The organism is Pseudomonas sp. H26/SER47-MNA-CIBAN-0231 (genome assembly GCF_040310465.1).
GTDB lineage: Bacteria > Pseudomonadota > Gammaproteobacteria > Pseudomonadales > Pseudomonadaceae > Aquipseudomonas > Aquipseudomonas atacamensis.
Genome location: NZ_JBEOPW010000032.1, coordinates 1 through 19,154 on the forward strand (window position 1 = coordinate 1; position 19,154 = coordinate 19,154).

Here is a 19,154-nt window from a genome sequence, read left to right on the forward strand (position 1 = left end):
GGGGGGGCTTTTATATATAAAAAAGAGACAGGCCCCGCTCTAAAAATCAAAAGCGGGGCCGCTTCGCGACCCAGCGGGGATAAATCCCCTCGCCACATAATTTCACTCACCAAAGATCTTCACTCACCAAAGCATTTTATTGATCAGAGAGTGGGTCGCAGTTTTAGAGGCGTTGCACAGTAACCGAACCCGCCGCCCCCACCGGCCCAGGCTGGCCATCCGCGCCGGCCTTGCCGTTCTTGCCGCCGTCAGCGCGGTACACCAGGCAGCCCTTGGACTTGCCACCCTTGCCCGCCTTGCCGCCAACACCCGCCGGGCCACCGGCACCGCCAGCCACGTTGACCTTGATCAGCTCTGCAGGGAAATCCCGTGGTACGGCGAGGCGAACCAGCGCACCCGGCGCGCCTGGCTGGCCATCGCTGCCGTCACTGCCATCGGCACCGTGGCCGGCCGAGCCATAGGTGCAGCCCGGATCTTCACCGTTGCCGCCGTCGAGGCCGACGAAACCCGGCGCGCCCCTGCCGCCACGGGCATCGACCGTCAGTTGCGGCGCGCTCAGGGCCTGAAATTGCAGATTCAGATTGCGCCCGGCCCGGGCTGCTTTCTCATAAGTGCCGGGGGCGCCGCGCGCAGTGATCTGGCTGCCCTCGCTCAATTCAGCGCGCTTGACCTTCACTTCCAGCGCTTGTTCAGCCGGAACGATAGCAATACGTGCTTCATGGCCAAGACGCAGTTCATCGATGTTTAATTCAGTCACGTTGGACGGGATCAGCAAGGTGCCGTAATCGGCGACTTCCAGTTTCTCCAGTTGCAGCGTGCTGGTGGTGTTGGGCAAGCGCATCAAAGAATTGCTTTGCACGTTGACCACCTGGGCGCAGGCCAGTGGACTGATGAATGCAGCGAGCAGGCAGAGTTTACGCATGGGAAGAAGCCTCCGGAGCGGCCGGGGCCGGGATGGTTTGCAGGTGAAAAACGCCGAACAACAGGATGCGGCCACGATCACGCCAAGGGTGCGGGCGCCCCTTGAGGCTGCGATTGCACAGCAGTATTTCGAGTAGATGAATCAGCAACAACAGAGCGCCGGCCAGATTCACCAGCAGATGCAGCGGATGGACAAACGGCACCAGTTGATTGGCCAGTACCACGCAGCAGAACAGCAGGGTCAGCAAACGCCCCAGCCCCCAGAACACCTTCATACGCTCCCCCGTGTTGCGAATTATTCTTTGCACGCACAGTACCGGCTTCTGCGGGGGATAAGCCAGAGGGAAAAATGAAATTTCTACAAACGCCGGGTAAATGGCTGCCGGGCCGATGATTTCGACCCGGCAGCTCTAGCCGGCGGACTACAGACCTTTCCTAACGATTGATATGCAGCTCGACCCGGCGATTTTCCGCGCGGCCTTCATCGGTGGCGTTATCGGCGACCGGCTCACTTTCGCCTCGACCCTCGCTGGTGAGCTTGTTCGGCGCCAGGCCCTGACTCAACAGATACGCCGCGACACTGCTCGCGCGCCGTTCCGACAAGGCCTGGTTATAGGCATCGGAGCCTTTGCTGTCGGTGTGCCCGATGACTTTGATGCTGACCACGTCGGCATTGCGCAGCTTGTCCATCAAGGTGTCGAGCTGGGCTTTTGCCGCCGCGGTCAGATCGGACTTGTCGAAATCGAACAGCACGTTGCCGGCATCGCTCAAGGTGATCACTTCGGTTTGCGGCGCCGGTTCGACCGGTTTGACTGCCGCCGGATATTGCGGCAGCGGGCAGCCACGGTGATCGACTTCGGTATTTTCCGGTGTGTCCGGGCAGCGGTCGCGGCGGTCGAACACGCCGTCGCTGTCCTCGTCGCCATCCTGGGCGTAACAGATCAGCCCGCCGGTGACGATACCCAATGCCGCGCCGCCACCGGCCCAGCCGGCGCTTTCAATGGCGCCAAGACCGCCGCCGACCAGGCCGCCAAGCAGGCTGCAGATCGGCCACGTACGTTGATTGAGGGGGGCGGTGCCATCGCTGTGAGTGGCACAACCGGTGAGCAAGCTGCCTAGCAGCAGCACCGGCAAGACGGACCTTGAGAAAAGACGCATTTGTGAACGCTCCTGTGTACCGGCCCATACCGGTTACACAGGAGTAAAGACCCGCATCCGCGACTGCACAAGCCGCGGATGCGAGAGGGGCTAGCGGACGATTTTGATTTCGGTGCGACGGTTCTGTGCACGACCATCAGCCGACTTGTTGTCAGCCACAGGCTGGCTTTCACCAAGGCCCGACACCGAAACGAAGCTGGCACGTGGCACGCCCTGCTGGATCAGGTATTCCACCACCGAGTGCGCACGACGATCCGACAGTTTCTTGTTGTAGGCATCGCTGCCGACACTGTCGGTGTGACCGGTCACGGTCAGTTGCGCGGTAGAAGATTCCTGTTTCAAGCGATCGGCGACCTTGTCCAGCACTTGCTTGTCAGGGCCGGTCAGCGTGGCTTTGTCGAACTCGAAATGCACATCACGAATGACGATGGTTTCTTCCTTGACCACAACCGCTTCTTCGACCACTGGCGCAGGCGTTGGTGGCGGGCAACCGTCAGCATCGACCTGCACGCCTTTTGGCGTGCCCGGGCACTTGTCGCGACTGTCCGGCACGCCATCGCCGTCTTCATCGCCATCACCGTGCACCCAGCAATAAGCCGCCGCCATACCACCGACGATCAGTGCGCCGCCGCCCGCCCACGAGGCGCTCTCGGTCGCGCCGAGACCGGCACCGACGACACCACCGACCGCCGCACAGGTCGGCCAGTCGGTTTTCTGCAAACCTGCGCAACCAGTCAACACACTGGTTAGCAGAACCAAGGGTAATGCTGTCCGAACTATGCTCATCTAGTTTTCTCCTGAGGGATCGGCTTAAAACCGATTCAGGGAGTAAAGACCGGAGTTTTAATCTCCGCCAGCAATAGGCCACCGCTGTTTGCGACCGTGTTCACAGGGGTTTGCCTTTTTTGGCGAAAACCGCCGCCACCGGGCGCTTTGCCGACGCGGTCTGGCAGGCTAGTCTTGGCGGTCTGACTGAGGAGCTTCGATGAACGCCGCCATTTCTTCGCGCACGCCACAACAGGCGTTGGCCGCTTTGCTGGATCGCTACGCCCCGGCCCGTCTGCTGCTGATCGGCGCCAGCGAATTTCCCGCCTTGAGCGCTTTCAAGGACGCGCATCCAGACACCGTGGTCGCTCATGCCGCGCCCGGCGCGTTGCCCGCCGAATTGGCTGCGCAACGCTTCGATCTGGCGCTGGTAGTCGATTGCCTGGAACATTTGCCCAAGCGCGACGGCCTGAATCTGTTGGGCGGCATCCGCAATCTCAACGCCAGTCGTATCGCGGTGCTGGCGGATCTGGCCGCCAGTGGCTGGCAGGAAACCGATTTCTATTCGCTGGCACTGCAGGCCAGCGAGCGTTTTCAGCGCGACGCGCAGGTGCTGACCCTGTTCACCTACGATCTGCTTGACTACAAACAAGTCCCCGACTGGCTCAATTCACGCTTCTGGGCCAATCCGGAAAACTTCGGGAAATACTGGTGGTAATGCAATGAGTACAGCCATTTGCCCTTGCGGCAGCGGCAATCTGCTGGATGCCTGCTGCGGCCCTTATCACGACGGCCACCCGGCACCGTGTGCCGAAGCCTTGATGCGTTCGCGCTACAGCGCTTATGTGCTGGGGCTGGTCGACTATCTGGTGGCGACCACCCTGCCCGCGCAACAGGCGGGACTGAATCGACAATCGATCAGCGACTGGAGTGCGCAAAGCACCTGGCTCGGCCTTGAGGTGGAAAGCTCGGAGGTGTTCGGCGGCCAGCCGGAACACGCTTTTGTGACCTTCACCGCACGCTGGCATGACAGCCAGGGCGAGCACAGCCATCGCGAGCGCTCCTCGTTTGTGCAGAACGGCGGGCGCTGGTACTTCATCGATCCGACGGTGCAGATGAAGCTGGGGCGCAATGACGGCTGCCCGTGTGGCAGCGGCCAGAAGTTCAAGAAGTGTTGTTCGGGTTATTTCGGCGCTTGAGCTGAAGATCAAAAGATCGTCCGATCGCGGCCCGAGCCTTCGGCCGCTCCTACACGGGATTAGCCGAAGGCTGAAATCTTTTAAGGTCTAGACTGGGCACAAAGGGAGTCAATTTCATGCTCGGTCGTCGGCGCACATTACATTTCCTGCTGTTGATGCTGATCGTAAACCTCGGCGGCTGTGCTTCGTGGTTCAGCGATGACAGCGTCGAGCCCGCCGTGCATCTGGTGAAAGTCGAGGTGGTGCGGGCCAAACTGCTCGAACAGAAATTCATCCTGCACTTTCGCGTCGACAATCCCAACGACAGCGACCTGACCGTGCGCGGCCTCGAATACCGGATTCACTTGGCCGACATGCTGCTCACCGAAGGCGAGCATGAGCACTGGTTTACCGTGGGGCCCAAGCGCAGCGCTTACTTCAAAGTGCCGATCCGCACCAACCTGTGGCCGAAGGTCAAACAGGTGGTGAAACTGCTGAAAAATCCGAACCAGCAGATTCCCTATCGATTGCAGGGGGAAATGGAAACCGGTTTATTCATCGCCCACTACGTGCACCTTGAGCGCAATGGCGTGATAATCCCCGCCGATCTAACTCCGGAGTGACCTCGATGACCCAGCAACCCCATGTCCATGGCCCTGACTGCAACCACGATCATGACCACCATCACGATCACGACCATGGCCATGTCCACGGCCCGAACTGCGGCCACGCCCACCAGGAACCGGTACGAAACGCCCTGAAAGACGTCGGCCGCAACGACCCTTGCCCATGCGGCAACGGCAAGAAATTCAAGAAGTGCCACGGCGCTTGATGTCACTGGCGAAGGTCTTCTTCGCCTGACACACCGCTTTCGCGAGCAGGCTCGCTCCCACAGGGATCGCGTTTCATCTGAAGAAATATGGTCACTGTGGGAGCGAGCCTGCTCGCGAAGGCGGCGGCGCCTCCATTACAAAACTTCAGCCCGCCGCCAAAACCTGCACACTACTGACCACCGTCGCATACTCCCCATGCAGATTGCCCAGCGACATCCCGTGCACCTCTTCAGCGGTACGCGGTGTGCCGAAATAATCGGCCTTGTCGAAGGTAAAACACGCATCCTCTGCCACCCATGTGTCGAACCCCAGGTTGCCCGCAGTGCGCGCCGTCGACTCAACCGAGTTATTGGTCGCCACACCAATGATGATCAATTGCCCGATCCCAGCCTCACGCAACTGCGCCTCCAGCCCATTGACACAAAACGCATCCGGCACCTGTTTCTGCACCAGCCATTCCCCGTCCCGAGGAACAAATCGCTCTTGAAACTCCACTCCGTCCTGCTCGGGCCAGAACACCGAATCAGGTGAGCGCGACAAGTGCTGCACGTGGATCACCGGGCGCCCGCGCAGGCGCCACAGCGCCAATAACTCAAGCATTCGCTCTTCGGCCTGAGGATTATTCCGCCGCCCCAGACGCGGATGCAGAATGCCTTTCTGCTGGTCGATGATGATCAGCGCAGCGTTGCTCTGAAGCTCCATAGCGATCTTTCTCCTGACAGGGCACGGGACTCATTCCGCAGTTCAACATCAGCGCTTTCCCACAAGCAACTGTCACGCCTCTGACCGATCAGCCGACAACTGCATAAATAACCACTCGCCCCGCTTGCGCGGCCCTCGCGCCGTCACTAACGTAGCGGCTTTATTGCGCCCCCAGCCTTATACCCCCGCAGGAGCTTCGCCATGGCCTCGCCAGCCCTTACACATTTTCTTCCCCGGTTCGGCGTTGCCGCAGCAGTGGCCGGTGTTCTCGGCCTGTCCGGTTGCCAGACCTGGAACGCCCAGGACAGCCTGCCGCCGACCTCCGGCGTGCAACCGCTCAAGGGCCTGGCGCAGAACGTTTCGGTGCGGCGCAATGCAATGGGCATGCCGCTGATCGAGAGCAACAGCTTCCATGACGCGCTGTTCAGCCTCGGTTACGTCCACGCCAGCGACCGCATCAATCAGATGGTCACCCTGCGCCTGTTGGCTCAGGGCCGGTTGGCGGAAATGTCCGGCGCGTCGATGCTTGATGCCGACCGCTACATGCGCGCGGTCAATCTGAAGAAGAGCGCCGGCGAGCTGTACAAGGCCTCGTCGCCACGGCTCAAGCGCTTTTTCGAAGTCTACGCACGAGGCGTCAACGCTTATCTGTTCCGCTACGCCGACAAGTTGCCGGGCGATCTCGCCGCCAGCGGTTACAAGCCGGAATACTGGAAACCGGAAGATTCAGCGCTGATTTTCGCCCTGCTGAATTTCAGCCAGTCGGCCAACCTGCCGGAGGAAATCCAGTCGCTGGTGCTCGCGCAAACCGTCACCACTGACAAACTCGCCTGGCTGAGCCCGTCGGCGCCTGATGAAAACCTGCCAGTGGCTGAAGCCGACAAACTGGAAGGCCTCAAGCTCAACGGGCAGATTCCGGGGCTGACCGAACTGAGCAGCGCCAGCCAGCAACTGTCGGCGCTGAACCTGCTCGCCACGCCGACTGCGAACAATTGGGCGATTGCCCCGCAACGCAGCCGCAGCGGCAAGAGCCTGCTGGCCAGCGATGCGCACGGGCCGCTGGCCGCGCCGTCGCTGTGGAGTTTCGTGCAGATACGTGCGCCGAAATATCAGGCCGCCGGCGTCACGGTTGCCGGTCTGCCGATGGTGCTCGGTGGGTTCAACGGCAAAGTGGCGTGGAGCATGACCAGCGTGCTCGGCGATAACCAGGATCTGTTCCTCGAGAAAATCCGCCGTCAGGGCAGCAGCCTCACTTATGAAGTCAACGGCAAATGGCAGCCGTTGGGCGTGCGCAACGAGACCTACTTCGTCAAAGGCCAGCGGCCGATTCGCGAAGCCGTGTACGAAACCCGCCACGGCGCGCTGCTCAACAGTGCCCAGGCAGCGGCGCAAGGCAGCGGTTTCGGCCTCGCCTTGCAGACGCCAAGCTTCACTGACGACAAAACTCTGGATGCCTTCTTCGACCTGACCCGCGCGCAGAACGTCGAGCGCGCCTCGGACGCCAGCCGCGAAATCCGCGCCATCACCCTCAATCTGGTCTTTGCCGATGCGAGCAATATCGGCTGGCAAGTCACCGGGCGCTTCCCCAACCGTCGCGAAGGTGAAGGCCTGCTGCCCTCGCCGGGTTGGGACGGTCGCTACGACTGGGACGGTTACGCCGACCCGATGCTGCACCCCTACGATCAGGACCCGGCACAAGGCTGGCTCGGCACCGCCAACCAGCGGGTGATTCCCGACGGCTACGGCATGCAGTTGTCGAAATCCTGGGCGGCACCGGAGCGTGGCGAACGCTTGGCGGAAATGGCTGGCAGCGGCAAGCACGACAGCCGCAGCGTGATCGCCATGCAGTACGACCAGACCACCACCTTCGCCGCCAAGCTGAAAAAAGTCTTTGAAGCACCGGGTATGAAGCAACCGCTGAAACAGGCGATCGACGCCCTGCCGGAAGCCGAGCGCAGCAAGGCTCGCGAAGCCTTCATGCGCTTGATGGCGTTCGACGGCAAGCTCAGCCCGACCTCGGCGGATGCGGCGATTTATGAACTGTTTCTGCAGGAAAGCATGAAGCAGATCTTCCTCGATGAACTGGGTCCTGAATCGAGCCCGGCGTGGAAGGCCTTTGTCGCCAATGGCGATCTGTCATACGCGGCGCAGGCCGATCATCTCTTGGGGCGTGAGGACAGTCCGTTCTGGGATGACCTGCGCACGCCGCAGAAGGAAGACAAAGCGGTGATTCTCGCCCGCAGTCTCGCTGCGGCGATTACGGCCGGCGACAGTCAGTTGGGCGGCGATCATCGCGCCTGGCAGTGGGGCAAACTGCACAGCTACGCGTGGAAAAACAGCAACGGCCAGACCGTGCGCGGACCACTGGCAGCCGGTGGCGATCACACCACGCTGAACAACTCGGCGTTTGCCTGGGGCCAAGACTTCGTCACCGCGCGTGCGCCGTCGATGCGTTTTATCGTCGACTTCGGCCAGAGCGAGCCACTGATGGCGCAGAACGGTACGGGGCAGTCGGGCAATCCACTGAGTCCGAACTACCTGAACGGGATCGATGCATGGCTGAAAGGTCAGTACATCGGCTTGCCGATGCAGCCGCAGAACTTTGATCGGGTGTATGGCAAGACCCGCTTGACCCTCACCCCCGGAAAATAGAGCAAAGATCAACAGCCCCTCACCCTAGCCCTCTCCCGGAGGGAGAGGGGACTGATTGGGGGATGCTTGGGTCTTGCGCCGACCTGAAAGAGAGACGGTGAATCCAATATTGGATCAGGCTCAAGGCTGTGCCGGATCCATATTCAACTCGGTCCCCCAGGTCGATGTACCTCACCGGACACCTCGGTCGGCCCCCTCTCCCTCTGGGAGAGGGCTGGGGTGAGGGTAGCGCTTCAAAGCAGATCGAACTTCCAGCCTCACGCCCGCCTCATAGTTAACAAGCCCCCCATTCCGGTCACGACATGGATCTTGTTATTGCCCGACCTGAAGGTCTCTACTGCCCCGCCGGGGATTTCTATATCGATCCATGGCGGCCGGTCGAGCGTTCGGTGATCACCCATGCCCATGGCGATCACGCGCGCACCGGTAATCAGCACTACCTGTCGAGCAGCGCCAGCGCCGGGATTCTGCGCGCGCGTCTGGGTCAGGACATCCAGTTGCAAACCCTCGACTACGGCCAGCGCCTGACCCACCACGGCGTGACCTTGAGTTTTCACCCGGCCGGGCATGTCCTCGGTTCGGCGCAAGTGCGCCTGGAATATGGCGGCGAAGTCTGGGTCGCATCGGGCGATTACAAGGTCGAGCCGGACGGCACGTGCACCCCATTCGAACCGGTGCGCTGCCACACGTTCATCACCGAATCGACCTTCGGCCTGCCGATCTATCGCTGGCAGCCGCAGGCGCAGATCTTCGCCGAGATCAATCAGTGGTGGGCGGCCAATATTGCCGCCGGTAAGGCCAGCGTGTTGTTCTGCTATTCCTTCGGCAAGGCGCAGCGGATTCTCCACGGGATCGACGAAACCCTCGGGCCGATCCTCAGCCATGGCGCGGTCGAACCGCTGAACCGCGTCTACCGCGATGCCGGCGTGTACCTGCCGCCGACGATCTATGCGGGCGACGTAAAAAAAAGCGACCCGATCATGCGCCAGGCGCTGGTCATTGCTCCGCCGTCAGCAGGCGGCAGTACCTGGATGCGTCGTTTTGGCGAGTTCAGCGATGCCTTTGCCAGCGGCTGGATGCGCCTGCGCGGGACCCGGCGGCGGCGCGGCGTCGATCGCGGTTTCGTCCTTTCCGATCACGCCGACTGGCCCGGCCTGCTGTGGGCGATCAATCAGACCGGCGCGGAGCGGGTGATGGTCACCCACGGCTCGATCGGCGTGCTCGTGCGCCATCTGCGCGAACAGGGCCTCGATGCACAAGGCTTCACCACCGAATACGGCGATGACGAAGACGACAACATCGCCAGCGAACCCACCGTTGCCGAGACTTCCCCATGAAAGCTTTCGCCGAGTTATATGCCGAACTCGACGCCACCACGTCGAGCAACGCCAAGCTGGCGGCGATGCAGGCTTACTTCGCGCAGGCCGCGCCGGAAGATGCCGCATGGGCGGTGTATTTCCTCTCCGGGGGTCGGCCTCGGCAACTGGTACCGGTGCGCATCCTCCGTGAGCTGGCGGTCGCAGTTTCGGGACTGGAGCCATGGCTGTTCGAAGAAAGCTACCAAGCCGTCGGCGATCTGGCCGAGACCATTTCTCTGGTGCTGCCGGAAAATCCCCACAGTTCCGAGGCCGGTCTTGCCGAATGGATCGAAGACAAGCTGCTGCCACTTCGCGGTGAAACCCCGGAATATCTGGCGCGGCAGCTGCCGATGTTGTGGGCGCAACTGGACCGGCCGAGCCTGATGCTGTGCATCAAGCTGATCACCGGCAGTTTCCGCGTTGGCGTGTCGAAGTCGCTGGTCACCCGCGCCCTCGCCTCAATGGCCGGGCTCGACAGCAAGCGCGTGGCACAGCGCCTGGTCGGGTACACCGATCTGTCGAACCGGCCCAACGCCGCCAGTTACCTGAAACTCATCGCCCCGGAGTCCGCCGACGAACATGCCCAGCGCGGCGGCCAGCCCTACCCGTTCTTTCTTGCCCACGCCTTGTCGCAACCGGTCGAGGAATTCGAAGCCCTGCTCGGCCCCGCTAGCGACTGGCAGGTGGAATGGAAGTGGGATGGTATTCGCGCGCAAGTGGTCAAGCGCGACGGCAAGCTGTGGGTGTGGTCGCGCGGCGAGGAACTGGTGACCGAGCGCTTCCCTGAATTCGATGTGCTGGTCCACGGCTTGCCCGACGGGACAGTGATCGACGGCGAAATCGTCGTGTGGAAGAGTACCCATCCGACTACTGAAGATGCCTTCGATCCGCATTCCGATGAGCCGCCGGCCGTGCAACCGTTCGCCCTGCTGCAACAACGCATCGGTCGCAAGACGCTCGACAAGAAGATTCTCGAAGAAGTGCCGGTGGTGGTGCTGGCCTACGACCTGCTGGAATGGCAGGGCGAAGACTGGCGCAACCAGCCGCAGGTCAAGCGACGGGCGCAACTCGAAGAGGTGATCGCGCGCTGCAACAGCCCGGTACTGCTGCCCTCCCCGGTATTGACCGGCGAGGACTGGTTCGACCTTGGCCGCCAGCGCGAAGCGTCACGCAAACTCGGCGTCGAGGGCATGATGCTCAAGGCCCGCGATTCGCTGTATGGCGTCGGCCGGACCAAGGACATGGGCGTGTGGTGGAAGTGGAAGGTCGACCCGTTCAGCGTCGACGCGGTGCTGATTTATGCCCAGCGTGGACACGGCCGTCGCGCCAGTCTGTACAGCGATTACACCTTCGCCGTGTGGGACGGTCCGCCGGAATCCAGCCAGCGCTCGCTGGTACCGTTCGCCAAGGCGTATTCGGGGCTGACCGACGAAGAGATGCGCCAGGTCGACAGCATCGTGCGCAAAACCACGGTGGAAAAATTCGGCCCGGTCAGCAGCGTGAAACCGAGCCTGGTGTTCGAACTGGGCTTCGAAGGCATCGCCCTGTCGCGCCGACACAAGAGCGGCATCGCCGTACGCTTCCCGCGCATGCTGCGCTGGCGCAAGGACAAGACCGTCGAAGAAGCCGACAGCCTCGCGACTCTGCAAGACTTGTTGGCCTGATTCATTCTCGACACATCCCGGAACCCTGTGGCGAGGGGATTTATCCCCGCTGGGCTGCGCAGCGGCCCCCAGCAATTTCCCCCTGAAATCGTGCACTCAGGTTTTTGCGCCTGCTGCGCAGCCGATCGGGGATAAATCCCCTCGCCACAGTTTTTCCCTGCTCTGAGCTACCCGTGTGATCCGAAACAGTGCATGCAAACAGCAATGCCCGTTTCCGGGCATTCAACTACCCTTGCCTCTCTGCACTCGACCTTTTAAAACACCTGTTCGGCACTCTGGTTCGGAAATTGCTACTTTCTATAGGTCGTAAGCGTTGCAGTAACAATAATTCTGCGCCACAAGCGCTCATATTGGTTCTTAGGGATTGAATAATGAAAAAAGCATTGCTGACCCTTTCTGCACTGGCGTTGTGCATGGCCGCCGGCTCCGCGCTGGCCAAGGAATACAAAGAGCTGCGCTTTGGCGTTGACCCTTCGTACGCACCGTTCGAGTCGAAAGCGGCCGATGGCAGCCTGGTCGGGTTCGATATCGATCTGGGCAACGCGATCTGCGCCGAACTGAAGGTCAAGTGCAAATGGGTCGAAAGCGATTTCGACGGCATGATTCCGGGCCTCAAGGCCAACAAGTTCGACGGCGTGATCTCGTCGATGACCGTGACCCCGGCGCGCGAGAAGGTCATCGACTTCTCCAGCGAACTGTTTTCCGGCCCGACCGCTTACGTGTTCAAGAAAGGCTCCGGCATCACCGCCGACGTCACTTCGCTCAAGGGCAAAACCGTCGGTTACGAGCAAGGCACCATTCAGGAAGCCTACGCCAAAGCCGTGCTGGACAAGGCTGGCGTGAAAACCCAGGCCTATCAGAACCAGGATCAGGTGTATTCCGACCTGACCTCCGGCCGTCTCGACGCCGGTATCCAGGACATGCTGCAAGCCGAACTGGGCTTTCTGAAGTCGCCAAAAGGCGTTGATTATGAAATCAGCCAACCGGTCGACAGCGAATTGCTGCCAGCCAAAACCGCTGTCGGTATCAAGAAAGGTAACACTGAGCTGAAAGCACTTTTGGATAAAGGTATCAAAGCGTTACACGACGACGGCAAATACGCCGAGATTCAAAAGAAACACTTTGGCGACCTGAATCTGTACAGCGGCAAATAATGCCCCGGCGCCCATCCTCGATGGGCGCCTTTTCCATCCGCTCAGGTTGCTGATTTATGTTTGAAACCCTCCTGCAAAATCTGGGGCTGGCCTCGTTCAGTCTGCAGGGCTTCGGCCCATTGCTGCTGCAAGGCACCTGGATGACCATCAAATTATCGGCGATGTCGCTGCTGGTGGCCGTGTTGCTCGGCCTGCTCGGCGCCAGTGCCAAACTCTCGAAAGTCAAACTGGTGCGCCTGCCCGCGCAGCTCTACACCACGCTGATTCGCGGCGTGCCGGATCTGGTGCTGATGCTGTTGATCTTCTACAGCCTGCAAACCTGGCTGACGTCGCTGACCGACTACATGGAATGGGAATACATCGAAATCGACCCGTTCAGCGCCGGCGTGCTGACGCTGGGCTTCATTTATGGCGCGTATTTCACCGAGACCTTCCGTGGCGCGATCCTCGCGGTGCCGCGTGGTCAGGTCGAAGCCGCCACCGCGTACGGCCTCAAACGTGGCCAGCGTTTTCGCTTCGTGGTGTTTCCGCAAATGATGCGCTTCGCCCTGCCGGGCATCGGCAACAACTGGATGGTCATGCTCAAGGCCACCGCGCTGGTGTCGATCATTGGCCTCGCCGATCTGGTCAAGGCAGCGCAGGACGCCGGTAAAAGTACCTATCAACTGTTCTACTTTCTGGTCCTCGCCGCCTTGATTTATCTGCTGATCACCAGTGCTTCGAACTTCATCCTGCGCTGGCTCGAACGCCGCTACGCCGCCGGTGCCCGGGAGGCCGTACGATGATCGAACTTCTCCAGGAATATTGGCGCGCCTTCCTTTATACCGACGGCCAGAACATCACCGGACTGGCAATGACGATGTGGCTGCTGACCGCCTCGATCTGCATCGGCTTCATCGTCTCGATTCCGTTGTCGATTGCCCGCGTCTCGCCGCACTTCTACGTTCGCTGGCCGGTGCAGTTCTACACCTACCTGTTCCGTGGCACGCCGCTGTATATCCAGTTGCTGATCTGCTACACCGGCATCTACAGCCTCGCCGCCGTGCGCGAACAGCCGATCCTCGACAGTTTCTTTCGCGACGCGATGAACTGCACGATCCTCGCTTTCGCGCTCAATACCTGTGCGTACACCACGGAGATTTTTGCCGGGGCGATTCGCAGCATGAATCATGGCGAAGTCGAAGCGGCCAAGGCTTATGGCCTGACCGGCTGGAAGCTGTACGCCTACGTGATCATGCCGTCGGCCTTGCGCCGTTCGTTGCCTTACTACAGCAACGAAGTGATCCTGATGCTCCATTCGACCACCGTGGCGTTCACCGCGACCATTCCCGATATCCTGAAAGTCGCGCGGGATGCCAACTCGGCGACCTTCCTGACCTTCCAGTCGTTCGGCATCGCCGCGCTGATCTACCTGACCATTACTTTTGCGCTGGTCGGTCTGTTCCGCCTTGCCGAACGCCGCTGGCTGGCCTTCCTCGGGCCGACTCACTAGCACCGGTTTGAAAATAAAGAGATAACAATGCGCCACCAGATTCATGACTTGCTGGCCCCGCTGCCGGGGACCGCACGGCAGATTCACAGCTTCCACTTCGGCCCACCGCAGGCCAAGGGCAAGGTTTACATCCAGGCGTCGCTGCACGCTGACGAACTGCCGGGCATGCTGGTCGCCTGGCACCTGAAACAGCGTCTGGCCGAACTGGAAGCTGCCGGCCGCCTGCGCAGCGAAATCGTCCTCGTGCCGGTGGCCAACCCGGTCGGCCTCGAACAAGTGCTGATGGACGTGCCGCTGGGCCGTTACGACCTCGAGAGCGGGCAGAACTTCAATCGCTGGTTCGTTGACCTCAGCGAAGAAATCGGCAACGCCATCGAAGGCCAACTCAACGACGACGCGCAGCACAACCTCGAACTGATCCGCGCCAGCCTGCGCAACGCCCTCGCCCGCCAGACGCCGACCACACAACTGCAATCCCAGCGTCTGACCCTGCAACGCCTGGCCTGCGATGCCGACATGGTGCTGGACTTGCACTGCGACTTCGAATCGGTGGTGCACCTGTACACCACGCCCGAGGCGTGGCCACAGGTCGAGCCCTTGGCGCGCTACATGGAAGCGCAGGCCAGTCTGCTCGCTACCGATTCCGGCGGGCAGTCGTTCGACGAATGCTTCACCCTGCTCTGGTGGCAACTGCGCGAGCGCTTCGGCGAGCAGTTCGAGATTCCGCTGGGCAGCTTCTCGGTGACCGTCGAATTGCGCGGCCAGGGCGACGTCAATCACCCGCTGGCCAGCCGCGATTGTCAGGCGCTGATCGACTATCTGATCCAGTTCGATGCCATCGTCGGCGAGACCAAGCCGCAACCGCCACTGCCGTACCCGGCCACGCCACTGGCCGGGGTCGAACCGGTGACCACGCCAGTCGGCGGCCTGCTGGTGTACTGCGCCACGCCCGGCCAATACCTGGAGGCCGGCCAGCAGATCGCCGAAATCATTGACCCGGTCCACGACAAGGTCACCCCCATTCATTGCACCGCCGCCGGCCTGCTGTATGCGCGCTCGCTGCGGCGCATGGCCACTGCTGGCATGGTCATCGCCCACGTCGCGGGCGCCCAGGCCTATCGCAGCGGCTACCTACTTTCGCCTTGAGGATGCTCGTCCATGTACAAACTGACCGTTGAAGGCCTGCACAAAAGCTATGGCGATCATCAGGTGCTCAAAGGCGTTTCGCTCAAGGCCAAAACCGGCGACGTGATCAGCTTGATCGGCGCCAGCGGCTCGGGCAAAAGCACCTTTTTGCGCTGCATCAATTTCCTTGAACAACCCAATGACGGCGCCATGAGCCTTGATGGCCAGGCGATCCGCATGGTCACCGACCGCCACGGCATGCACGTCGCCGACGCCGATGAACTGCAACGCCTGCGCACGCGGCTGGCGATGGTGTTCCAGCATTTCAACCTGTGGAGCCACATGACCGTGCTGGAAAACATCACCATGGCCCCGCGCCGGGTGCTCGGTTGCAGCAAACAGGAAGCCGAGGATCGCGCCCGACGTTATCTGGACAAAGTCGGCTTGCCGGCGCGGGTCGCCGATCAATACCCGGCGTTTCTGTCCGGCGGTCAGCAACAGCGCGTGGCGATCGCCCGGGCACTGGCGATGGAACCGGAAGTGATGCTGTTCGACGAACCGACCTCGGCACTCGACCCGGAACTGGTCGGCGAAGTGCTGAAAGTGATTCAGGGTCTGGCTGAGGAAGGCCGGACGATGATCATGGTCACCCACGAAATGAGTTTTGCGCGCAAGGTCTCGAATCAGGTGCTGTTTCTGCATCAGGGTCTGGTGGAAGAAGAAGGCGCGCCGGAAGAGGTGCTGGGCAATCCGAAAAGCGAACGCCTGAAGCAATTCCTGAGCGGCAATCTTAAATAAGGTTGGCACTCAACCCTTTGTGGGAGCGAGCCTGCTCGCGAAAGCGGTTTATCAGTCAACATCAATGTTGAAGGTGACATCGCATTCGCGAGCAGGCTCGCTCCCACGGGGGAATCCACCGACCGACAAAGTTAAACTTGTCGCCCCGCTTCGCTGTCTCTGAAACAACACCAACAGAGCGCACGCAGCCGGCATGGCGAAATCCCCCGACTTTGCAAAAACCTGGTTCAGCGCCCGCGACTGGAAGCCGTTCGCCTTTCAGAAACAGGTGTGGGCGGCGGTGAAAAACGGCGAATCCGGGTTGCTCCACGCCAGCACCGGCGCCGGTAAAACCTATGCGGTGTGGTTTGCTGCGCTCAACCGCTTCGCCCGCCTGCAACCGCCCGTGGCTACACCGCGCAAACGCAAACCGCCGGCCGAGCCGTTGACAGTGCTGTGGATCACGCCCATGCGCGCCCTCGCCGCAGATACCGCCCGCGCTTTACAAAGCCCGGTGGATGATTTACAGATTTCGTGGAGCATCGGCCTGCGCACCGGCGACACCAGCAGCAGCGAACGCGCGCGTCAGGGCCGACGTCTGCCAACGACGCTGATCACCACACCGGAAAGCCTGACCCTGTTGCTCGCCCGCGCCGATGCGCGCACGGCGTTGTCGACCCTGCGCATGATCGTCGTCGATGAATGGCACGAATTGCTTGGCAACAAGCGCGGCGTGCAACTGCAACTGGCCCTCGCCCGCCTGCGTCATTGGCAGCCGGAACTGATCGTTTGGGGCGTGTCCGCCACCCTCGGTAATCAATCCCACGCCGAGCAAGTGCTGATCCCACAGGGCGGCGGCGTCAGTGTCCAGGGCATAAGCGAAAAAACCCTGCAAGTCGACACCCTGCTGCCACCGGCCATCGAGCGTTTTCCCTGGGCCGGCCACATCGGCCTGAAGATGCTGCCGCAGGTGGTGGCCGAACTTGACGCCTGTGCCAGCAGCCTGGTGTTCACCAACACCCGCGCGCAATCGGAGATCTGGTATCAGGCGCTGCTGGAAGCGCGGCCGGACTGGGCCGGGTTGATCGCGCTGCACCACAGCTCACTGTCCCGCGATACCCGCGATTGGGTCGAGCAGGCGTTGAAGAATGGCCAGTTGAAAGCGGTGGTCTGCACTTCGAGCCTGGACTTGGGAGTGGATTTCCTCCCGGTCGAGCGCGTGCTGCAGATCGGCTCGGCCAAAGGCGTCGCACGTTTGATGCAACGTGCCGGGCGCTCCGGCCACGCGCCGGGGCGCACCTCGCGGGTGACGCTGGTGCCGACCCACAGCCTTGAACTGATCGAAGCGGTTGCCGCACGCGACGCCGTCGAACAGCGGCGAATCGAGCCGCGTCTGTCACCGCACAAGCCGCTGGATGTGCTGGTCCAACATTTGGTCAGCATGGCCCTTGGCGGTGGGTTTATTCCTGAAGACTTGTACGAAGAAGTCCGTGGTGCCTGGGCTTATCGTGACCTGACAGCGGCAGACTGGGCCTGGGCGCTGGCGTTCGTACGCCATGGCGGGATGTCTCTTACAGCGTATCCGGATTACCGCCGGGTCGAGCCGGACGAACACGGCGTCTGGCGTGTGCCGGATGCGCGTCTGGCGCGGCGCCATCGCATGAGCATCGGCACCATCGTCAGCGACGCGAGCATCAACCTGAAATTCTGGAGCAAGGGCGGCGGCGGCAAACAGCTGGGCAGCGTCGAGGAAGGCTTCATCGCCCGGCTGAAACCCGGCGATGGTTTCCTCTTCGCCGGCCGCCTACTGGAACTGGTGCGGGTGGAAAACATGACCGCCTACGTCAAACGCAGCACCGCAAAAAAAGCCGCCGTGCCGCGCTGGAATGGCGGGCGCATGCCGTTATCCAACGAACTGGCCGAAGCAGTGGTGACGCGCTTCAGCGCCGCTGCTCAAGGTCAGTTCAACGGCCCGGAAATGCACGCGCTGCGGCCGCTGCTGGAGACGCAGATACGCTGGTCCGGCTTGCCCACCACGGAAAATCTGCTGGCCGAGGTACTGAAATCCCGCGAAGGCTGGCATCTTTTCCTCTATCCGTTCGCCGGGCGCCAAGTGCATCTGGGACTGGCGAGCCTGCTGGCGTGGCGCGTCAGTCAGCGGCAACCGGTGACTTTCTCGATTGCCGTGAATGATTACGGCCTGGAACTGCTCAGCGCCACGCCGGTGGATTGGGCTACGCATCTCGACGCGCGACTGTTCAATGCCGATGACCTGTTGCTGGATGTGCTGGCCAGCCTCAATGCCGGTGAACTGGCGTTGCGCCGCTTCCGCGAAATCGCGCGGATCGCCGGGCTGGTGTTCGCCGGGTATCCGGGCGCACCGAAAAGCACCCGCCAGGTGCAGGCGTCGAGTGGCCTGTTTTTCCAAGTGTTCAAACAATATGACGCCGACAACCTGCTACTGGCCCAAGCCGGGGAAGAAGTCCTGCGCGAGGAACTGGATATTCGTCGTTTGGAACAGACATTGGAGCGGATCAATCAGATGAAACTGGACGTGCATCAGGTTAAACGTCCTACACCGCTGGGCTTTCCGCTGCTGGTGGAGCGGATGCGCGAGAGCATGAGCTCGGAAAAACTGGCTGACAGGATCAGAAGAATGGTCGGAGACCTGGAAAAAACCGCTGATAACGGAAAATCGTCGTGAGTGCGTACCCAGTGCGTTTGGCCGGTGAGGAGTTGTGGCTGCTGCCGGAGAAAGCCCTGTACTGGCCAGCGCAGGAAGCATTGCTGATCGCCGATGTGCACTTCGGTAAGGCGGCGGCCTATCGCAGCCTCGGCCAGCCGGTGCCGCATGGCACAACGGCGAGCAACATCGGGGTGATCGACGCATTGCTGGCGCGGCTGCCGTGTCGCCAATTGATTTTTCTCGGGGATTTCCTGCATGGGCCTGGTTCCCATGTCCCGACCACACTGAATGCGCTGGCAGAGTGGCGAGCGCGGCACGCTGACCTGCCGATGACGCTGATTCGCGGCAACCATGACAAACGCGCAGGCGACCCGCCGGCCTCGCTGAATATCCGCGTGGTGCCAGAACCGCTGTTACTCGGGCCGTTTGCGTTGCAGCATGAGCCCGATGCGCATCCGGAACGGCACGTGCTCGCCGGCCACGTGCACCCGGTCTATCGGCTGCATGGCAAAGGTCGGCAGAGTCTGCGCCTGGCTTGTTTCAGACTCGGTGAGCGCATCAGCCTGATGCCGGCATTCGGTGCGTTTACCGGCGGCTATCAGGTCGAGCGCGACGACAGTTGCAAAGTCTTCGTGATCGGCGACAACGAAATATGGCCCGTCAGCTAGACCGCAAATCGATCAGACTGA

Annotated in this window: 19 protein-coding genes; 14 read left to right on the top strand and 5 right to left on the bottom strand. The window is 61.4% G+C overall.

Annotation, left to right across the window (positions count from 1 at the left end):
• Positions 1-163: 163 nt before the first annotated feature.
• The 4 genes from AAEZ10_RS26630 to AAEZ10_RS26645 form a co-directional block, all read right to left on the bottom strand.
• Positions 164-922, bottom strand: a complete 759-nt coding sequence (locus tag AAEZ10_RS26630; protein ID WP_073475903.1) for a collagen-like triple helix repeat-containing protein — start codon at positions 920-922, stop codon at positions 164-166.
• Positions 915-1,196 carry a DUF1145 domain-containing protein gene (locus tag AAEZ10_RS26635; RefSeq protein ID WP_071174597.1) on the bottom strand — a complete coding sequence of 94 codons (282 nt, stop codon included), beginning with the start codon at positions 1,194-1,196 and terminating at the stop codon, positions 915-917. The genes AAEZ10_RS26630 and AAEZ10_RS26635 overlap by 8 nt, the downstream gene beginning before the upstream one ends.
• A 160-nt stretch (positions 1,197-1,356) precedes the next feature.
• Positions 1,357-2,079, bottom strand: a complete 723-nt coding sequence (locus tag AAEZ10_RS26640; protein ID WP_350571707.1) for a PA1041 family peptidoglycan-binding anchor lipoprotein — start codon at positions 2,077-2,079, stop codon at positions 1,357-1,359.
• Between the two features lie 90 nt (positions 2,080-2,169).
• The gene (locus AAEZ10_RS26645) at positions 2,170-2,865 is read right to left on the bottom strand and encodes a PA1041 family peptidoglycan-binding anchor lipoprotein (protein ID WP_041478049.1); all 696 of its coding nucleotides are present in this window, start codon (positions 2,863-2,865) and stop codon (positions 2,170-2,172) included.
• Between the two features lie 199 nt (positions 2,866-3,064).
• On the opposite strand from AAEZ10_RS26645, the gene AAEZ10_RS26650 reads away from it, so the two are divergent.
• The 4 genes from AAEZ10_RS26650 (at position 3,065) to AAEZ10_RS26665 (ending at position 4,854) form a co-directional block, all read left to right on the top strand.
• A complete protein-coding gene (locus AAEZ10_RS26650) occupies positions 3,065-3,562 on the top strand; it encodes a DUF6231 family protein (RefSeq protein WP_071174595.1) in 498 nt (165 codons plus the stop codon).
• Between the two features lie 4 nt (positions 3,563-3,566).
• Positions 3,567-4,043, top strand: coding sequence for a YchJ family protein (locus AAEZ10_RS26655; RefSeq protein ID WP_071174594.1), 477 nt, complete (start codon positions 3,567-3,569; stop codon positions 4,041-4,043).
• A gap of 116 nt (positions 4,044-4,159) precedes the next feature.
• Positions 4,160-4,645 carry an LEA/WHy family protein gene (locus AAEZ10_RS26660; protein WP_024011906.1) on the top strand — a complete coding sequence of 162 codons (486 nt, stop codon included), beginning with the start codon at positions 4,160-4,162 and terminating at the stop codon, positions 4,643-4,645.
• Between the two features lie 5 nt (positions 4,646-4,650).
• Positions 4,651-4,854, top strand: a complete 204-nt coding sequence (locus AAEZ10_RS26665) for an SEC-C metal-binding domain-containing protein (protein ID WP_003198420.1) — start codon at positions 4,651-4,653, stop codon at positions 4,852-4,854.
• A gap of 145 nt (positions 4,855-4,999) precedes the next feature.
• On the opposite strand, the gene AAEZ10_RS26670 is transcribed toward AAEZ10_RS26665, so the two are convergent.
• Positions 5,000-5,557: a cysteine hydrolase family protein gene (locus tag AAEZ10_RS26670; RefSeq protein WP_350571711.1), complete on the bottom strand. Its 558-nt coding sequence runs from the start codon at positions 5,555-5,557 to the stop codon at positions 5,000-5,002.
• Positions 5,558-5,758: 201 nt separating this feature from the next.
• Here AAEZ10_RS26670 and AAEZ10_RS26675 point away from each other — a divergent pair, with 201 nt between their 5' ends.
• The 10 genes from AAEZ10_RS26675 to pdeM all read left to right on the top strand — a co-directional run bounded on the left by AAEZ10_RS26675 (position 5,759) and on the right by pdeM (position 19,133).
• Positions 5,759-8,209: a penicillin acylase family protein gene (locus tag AAEZ10_RS26675; protein ID WP_073475910.1), complete on the top strand. Its 2,451-nt coding sequence runs from the start codon at positions 5,759-5,761 to the stop codon at positions 8,207-8,209.
• A 302-nt stretch (positions 8,210-8,511) separates the two neighbouring features.
• Complete coding sequence (locus AAEZ10_RS26680) at positions 8,512-9,546, top strand: ligase-associated DNA damage response exonuclease (protein WP_071174591.1); 1,035 nt, start codon at positions 8,512-8,514, stop codon at positions 9,544-9,546.
• Entirely contained in the window at positions 9,543-11,231 is a 1,689-nt protein-coding gene (locus tag AAEZ10_RS26685) for an ATP-dependent DNA ligase (protein ID WP_350571713.1), read from the top strand. Before AAEZ10_RS26680 ends, AAEZ10_RS26685 begins: the two co-directional genes overlap by 4 nt.
• Before the next feature lie 371 nt (positions 11,232-11,602).
• Positions 11,603-12,385 (top strand): transporter substrate-binding domain-containing protein, encoded by a 783-nt coding sequence (locus AAEZ10_RS26690; RefSeq protein ID WP_071174589.1) that lies wholly within the window; start codon positions 11,603-11,605, stop codon positions 12,383-12,385.
• A gap of 56 nt (positions 12,386-12,441) precedes the next feature.
• Complete coding sequence (locus AAEZ10_RS26695; protein ID WP_016771383.1) at positions 12,442-13,170, top strand: ABC transporter permease; 729 nt, start codon at positions 12,442-12,444, stop codon at positions 13,168-13,170.
• Positions 13,167-13,877, top strand: a complete 711-nt coding sequence (locus tag AAEZ10_RS26700; protein WP_041478064.1) for an ABC transporter permease — start codon at positions 13,167-13,169, stop codon at positions 13,875-13,877. Before AAEZ10_RS26695 ends, AAEZ10_RS26700 begins: the two co-directional genes overlap by 4 nt.
• Positions 13,878-13,904: 27 nt before the next feature.
• The gene (locus AAEZ10_RS26705) at positions 13,905-15,023 is read left to right on the top strand and encodes a succinylglutamate desuccinylase/aspartoacylase family protein (protein WP_350571716.1); all 1,119 of its coding nucleotides are present in this window, start codon (positions 13,905-13,907) and stop codon (positions 15,021-15,023) included.
• Positions 15,024-15,035: 12 nt separating this feature from the next.
• Positions 15,036-15,800 carry an ABC transporter ATP-binding protein gene (locus AAEZ10_RS26710; protein WP_056783337.1) on the top strand — a complete coding sequence of 255 codons (765 nt, stop codon included), beginning with the start codon at positions 15,036-15,038 and terminating at the stop codon, positions 15,798-15,800.
• A 193-nt stretch (positions 15,801-15,993) separates the two neighbouring features.
• Entirely contained in the window at positions 15,994-18,483 is a 2,490-nt protein-coding gene (locus tag AAEZ10_RS26715; RefSeq protein ID WP_350571718.1) for a ligase-associated DNA damage response DEXH box helicase, read from the top strand.
• A complete protein-coding gene (gene pdeM / locus AAEZ10_RS26720) occupies positions 18,480-19,133 on the top strand; it encodes a ligase-associated DNA damage response endonuclease PdeM (protein ID WP_502947711.1) in 654 nt (217 codons plus the stop codon). Before AAEZ10_RS26715 ends, pdeM begins: the two co-directional genes overlap by 4 nt.
• Positions 19,134-19,154 lie beyond the last annotated feature (21 nt).

Coding starts and splice junctions, on each gene's coding strand:
- AAEZ10_RS26705 (WP_350571716.1), top strand. CDS start 13,905: ATGCGCCACCAGATTCATGACTTGCTGGCCCCGCTGCCGGGGACCGCA.
- AAEZ10_RS26640 (WP_350571707.1), bottom strand. CDS start 2,079: ATGCGTCTTTTCTCAAGGTCCGTCTTGCCGGTGCTGCTGCTAGGCAGC.
- AAEZ10_RS26670 (WP_350571711.1), bottom strand. CDS start 5,557: ATGGAGCTTCAGAGCAACGCTGCGCTGATCATCATCGACCAGCAGAAA.
- AAEZ10_RS26675 (WP_073475910.1), top strand. CDS start 5,759: ATGGCCTCGCCAGCCCTTACACATTTTCTTCCCCGGTTCGGCGTTGCC.
- AAEZ10_RS26655 (WP_071174594.1), top strand. CDS start 3,567: ATGAGTACAGCCATTTGCCCTTGCGGCAGCGGCAATCTGCTGGATGCC.
- AAEZ10_RS26680 (WP_071174591.1), top strand. CDS start 8,512: ATGGATCTTGTTATTGCCCGACCTGAAGGTCTCTACTGCCCCGCCGGG.
- AAEZ10_RS26645 (WP_041478049.1), bottom strand. CDS start 2,865: ATGAGCATAGTTCGGACAGCATTACCCTTGGTTCTGCTAACCAGTGTG.
- AAEZ10_RS26630 (WP_073475903.1), bottom strand. CDS start 922: ATGCGTAAACTCTGCCTGCTCGCTGCATTCATCAGTCCACTGGCCTGC.
- AAEZ10_RS26695 (WP_016771383.1), top strand. CDS start 12,442: ATGTTTGAAACCCTCCTGCAAAATCTGGGGCTGGCCTCGTTCAGTCTG.
- AAEZ10_RS26700 (WP_041478064.1), top strand. CDS start 13,167: ATGATCGAACTTCTCCAGGAATATTGGCGCGCCTTCCTTTATACCGAC.
- AAEZ10_RS26635 (WP_071174597.1), bottom strand. CDS start 1,196: ATGAAGGTGTTCTGGGGGCTGGGGCGTTTGCTGACCCTGCTGTTCTGC.
- AAEZ10_RS26660 (WP_024011906.1), top strand. CDS start 4,160: ATGCTCGGTCGTCGGCGCACATTACATTTCCTGCTGTTGATGCTGATC.
- AAEZ10_RS26650 (WP_071174595.1), top strand. CDS start 3,065: ATGAACGCCGCCATTTCTTCGCGCACGCCACAACAGGCGTTGGCCGCT.
- AAEZ10_RS26690 (WP_071174589.1), top strand. CDS start 11,603: ATGAAAAAAGCATTGCTGACCCTTTCTGCACTGGCGTTGTGCATGGCC.
- AAEZ10_RS26665 (WP_003198420.1), top strand. CDS start 4,651: ATGACCCAGCAACCCCATGTCCATGGCCCTGACTGCAACCACGATCAT.
- AAEZ10_RS26715 (WP_350571718.1), top strand. CDS start 15,994: ATGGCGAAATCCCCCGACTTTGCAAAAACCTGGTTCAGCGCCCGCGAC.
- AAEZ10_RS26685 (WP_350571713.1), top strand. CDS start 9,543: ATGAAAGCTTTCGCCGAGTTATATGCCGAACTCGACGCCACCACGTCG.
- AAEZ10_RS26710 (WP_056783337.1), top strand. CDS start 15,036: ATGTACAAACTGACCGTTGAAGGCCTGCACAAAAGCTATGGCGATCAT.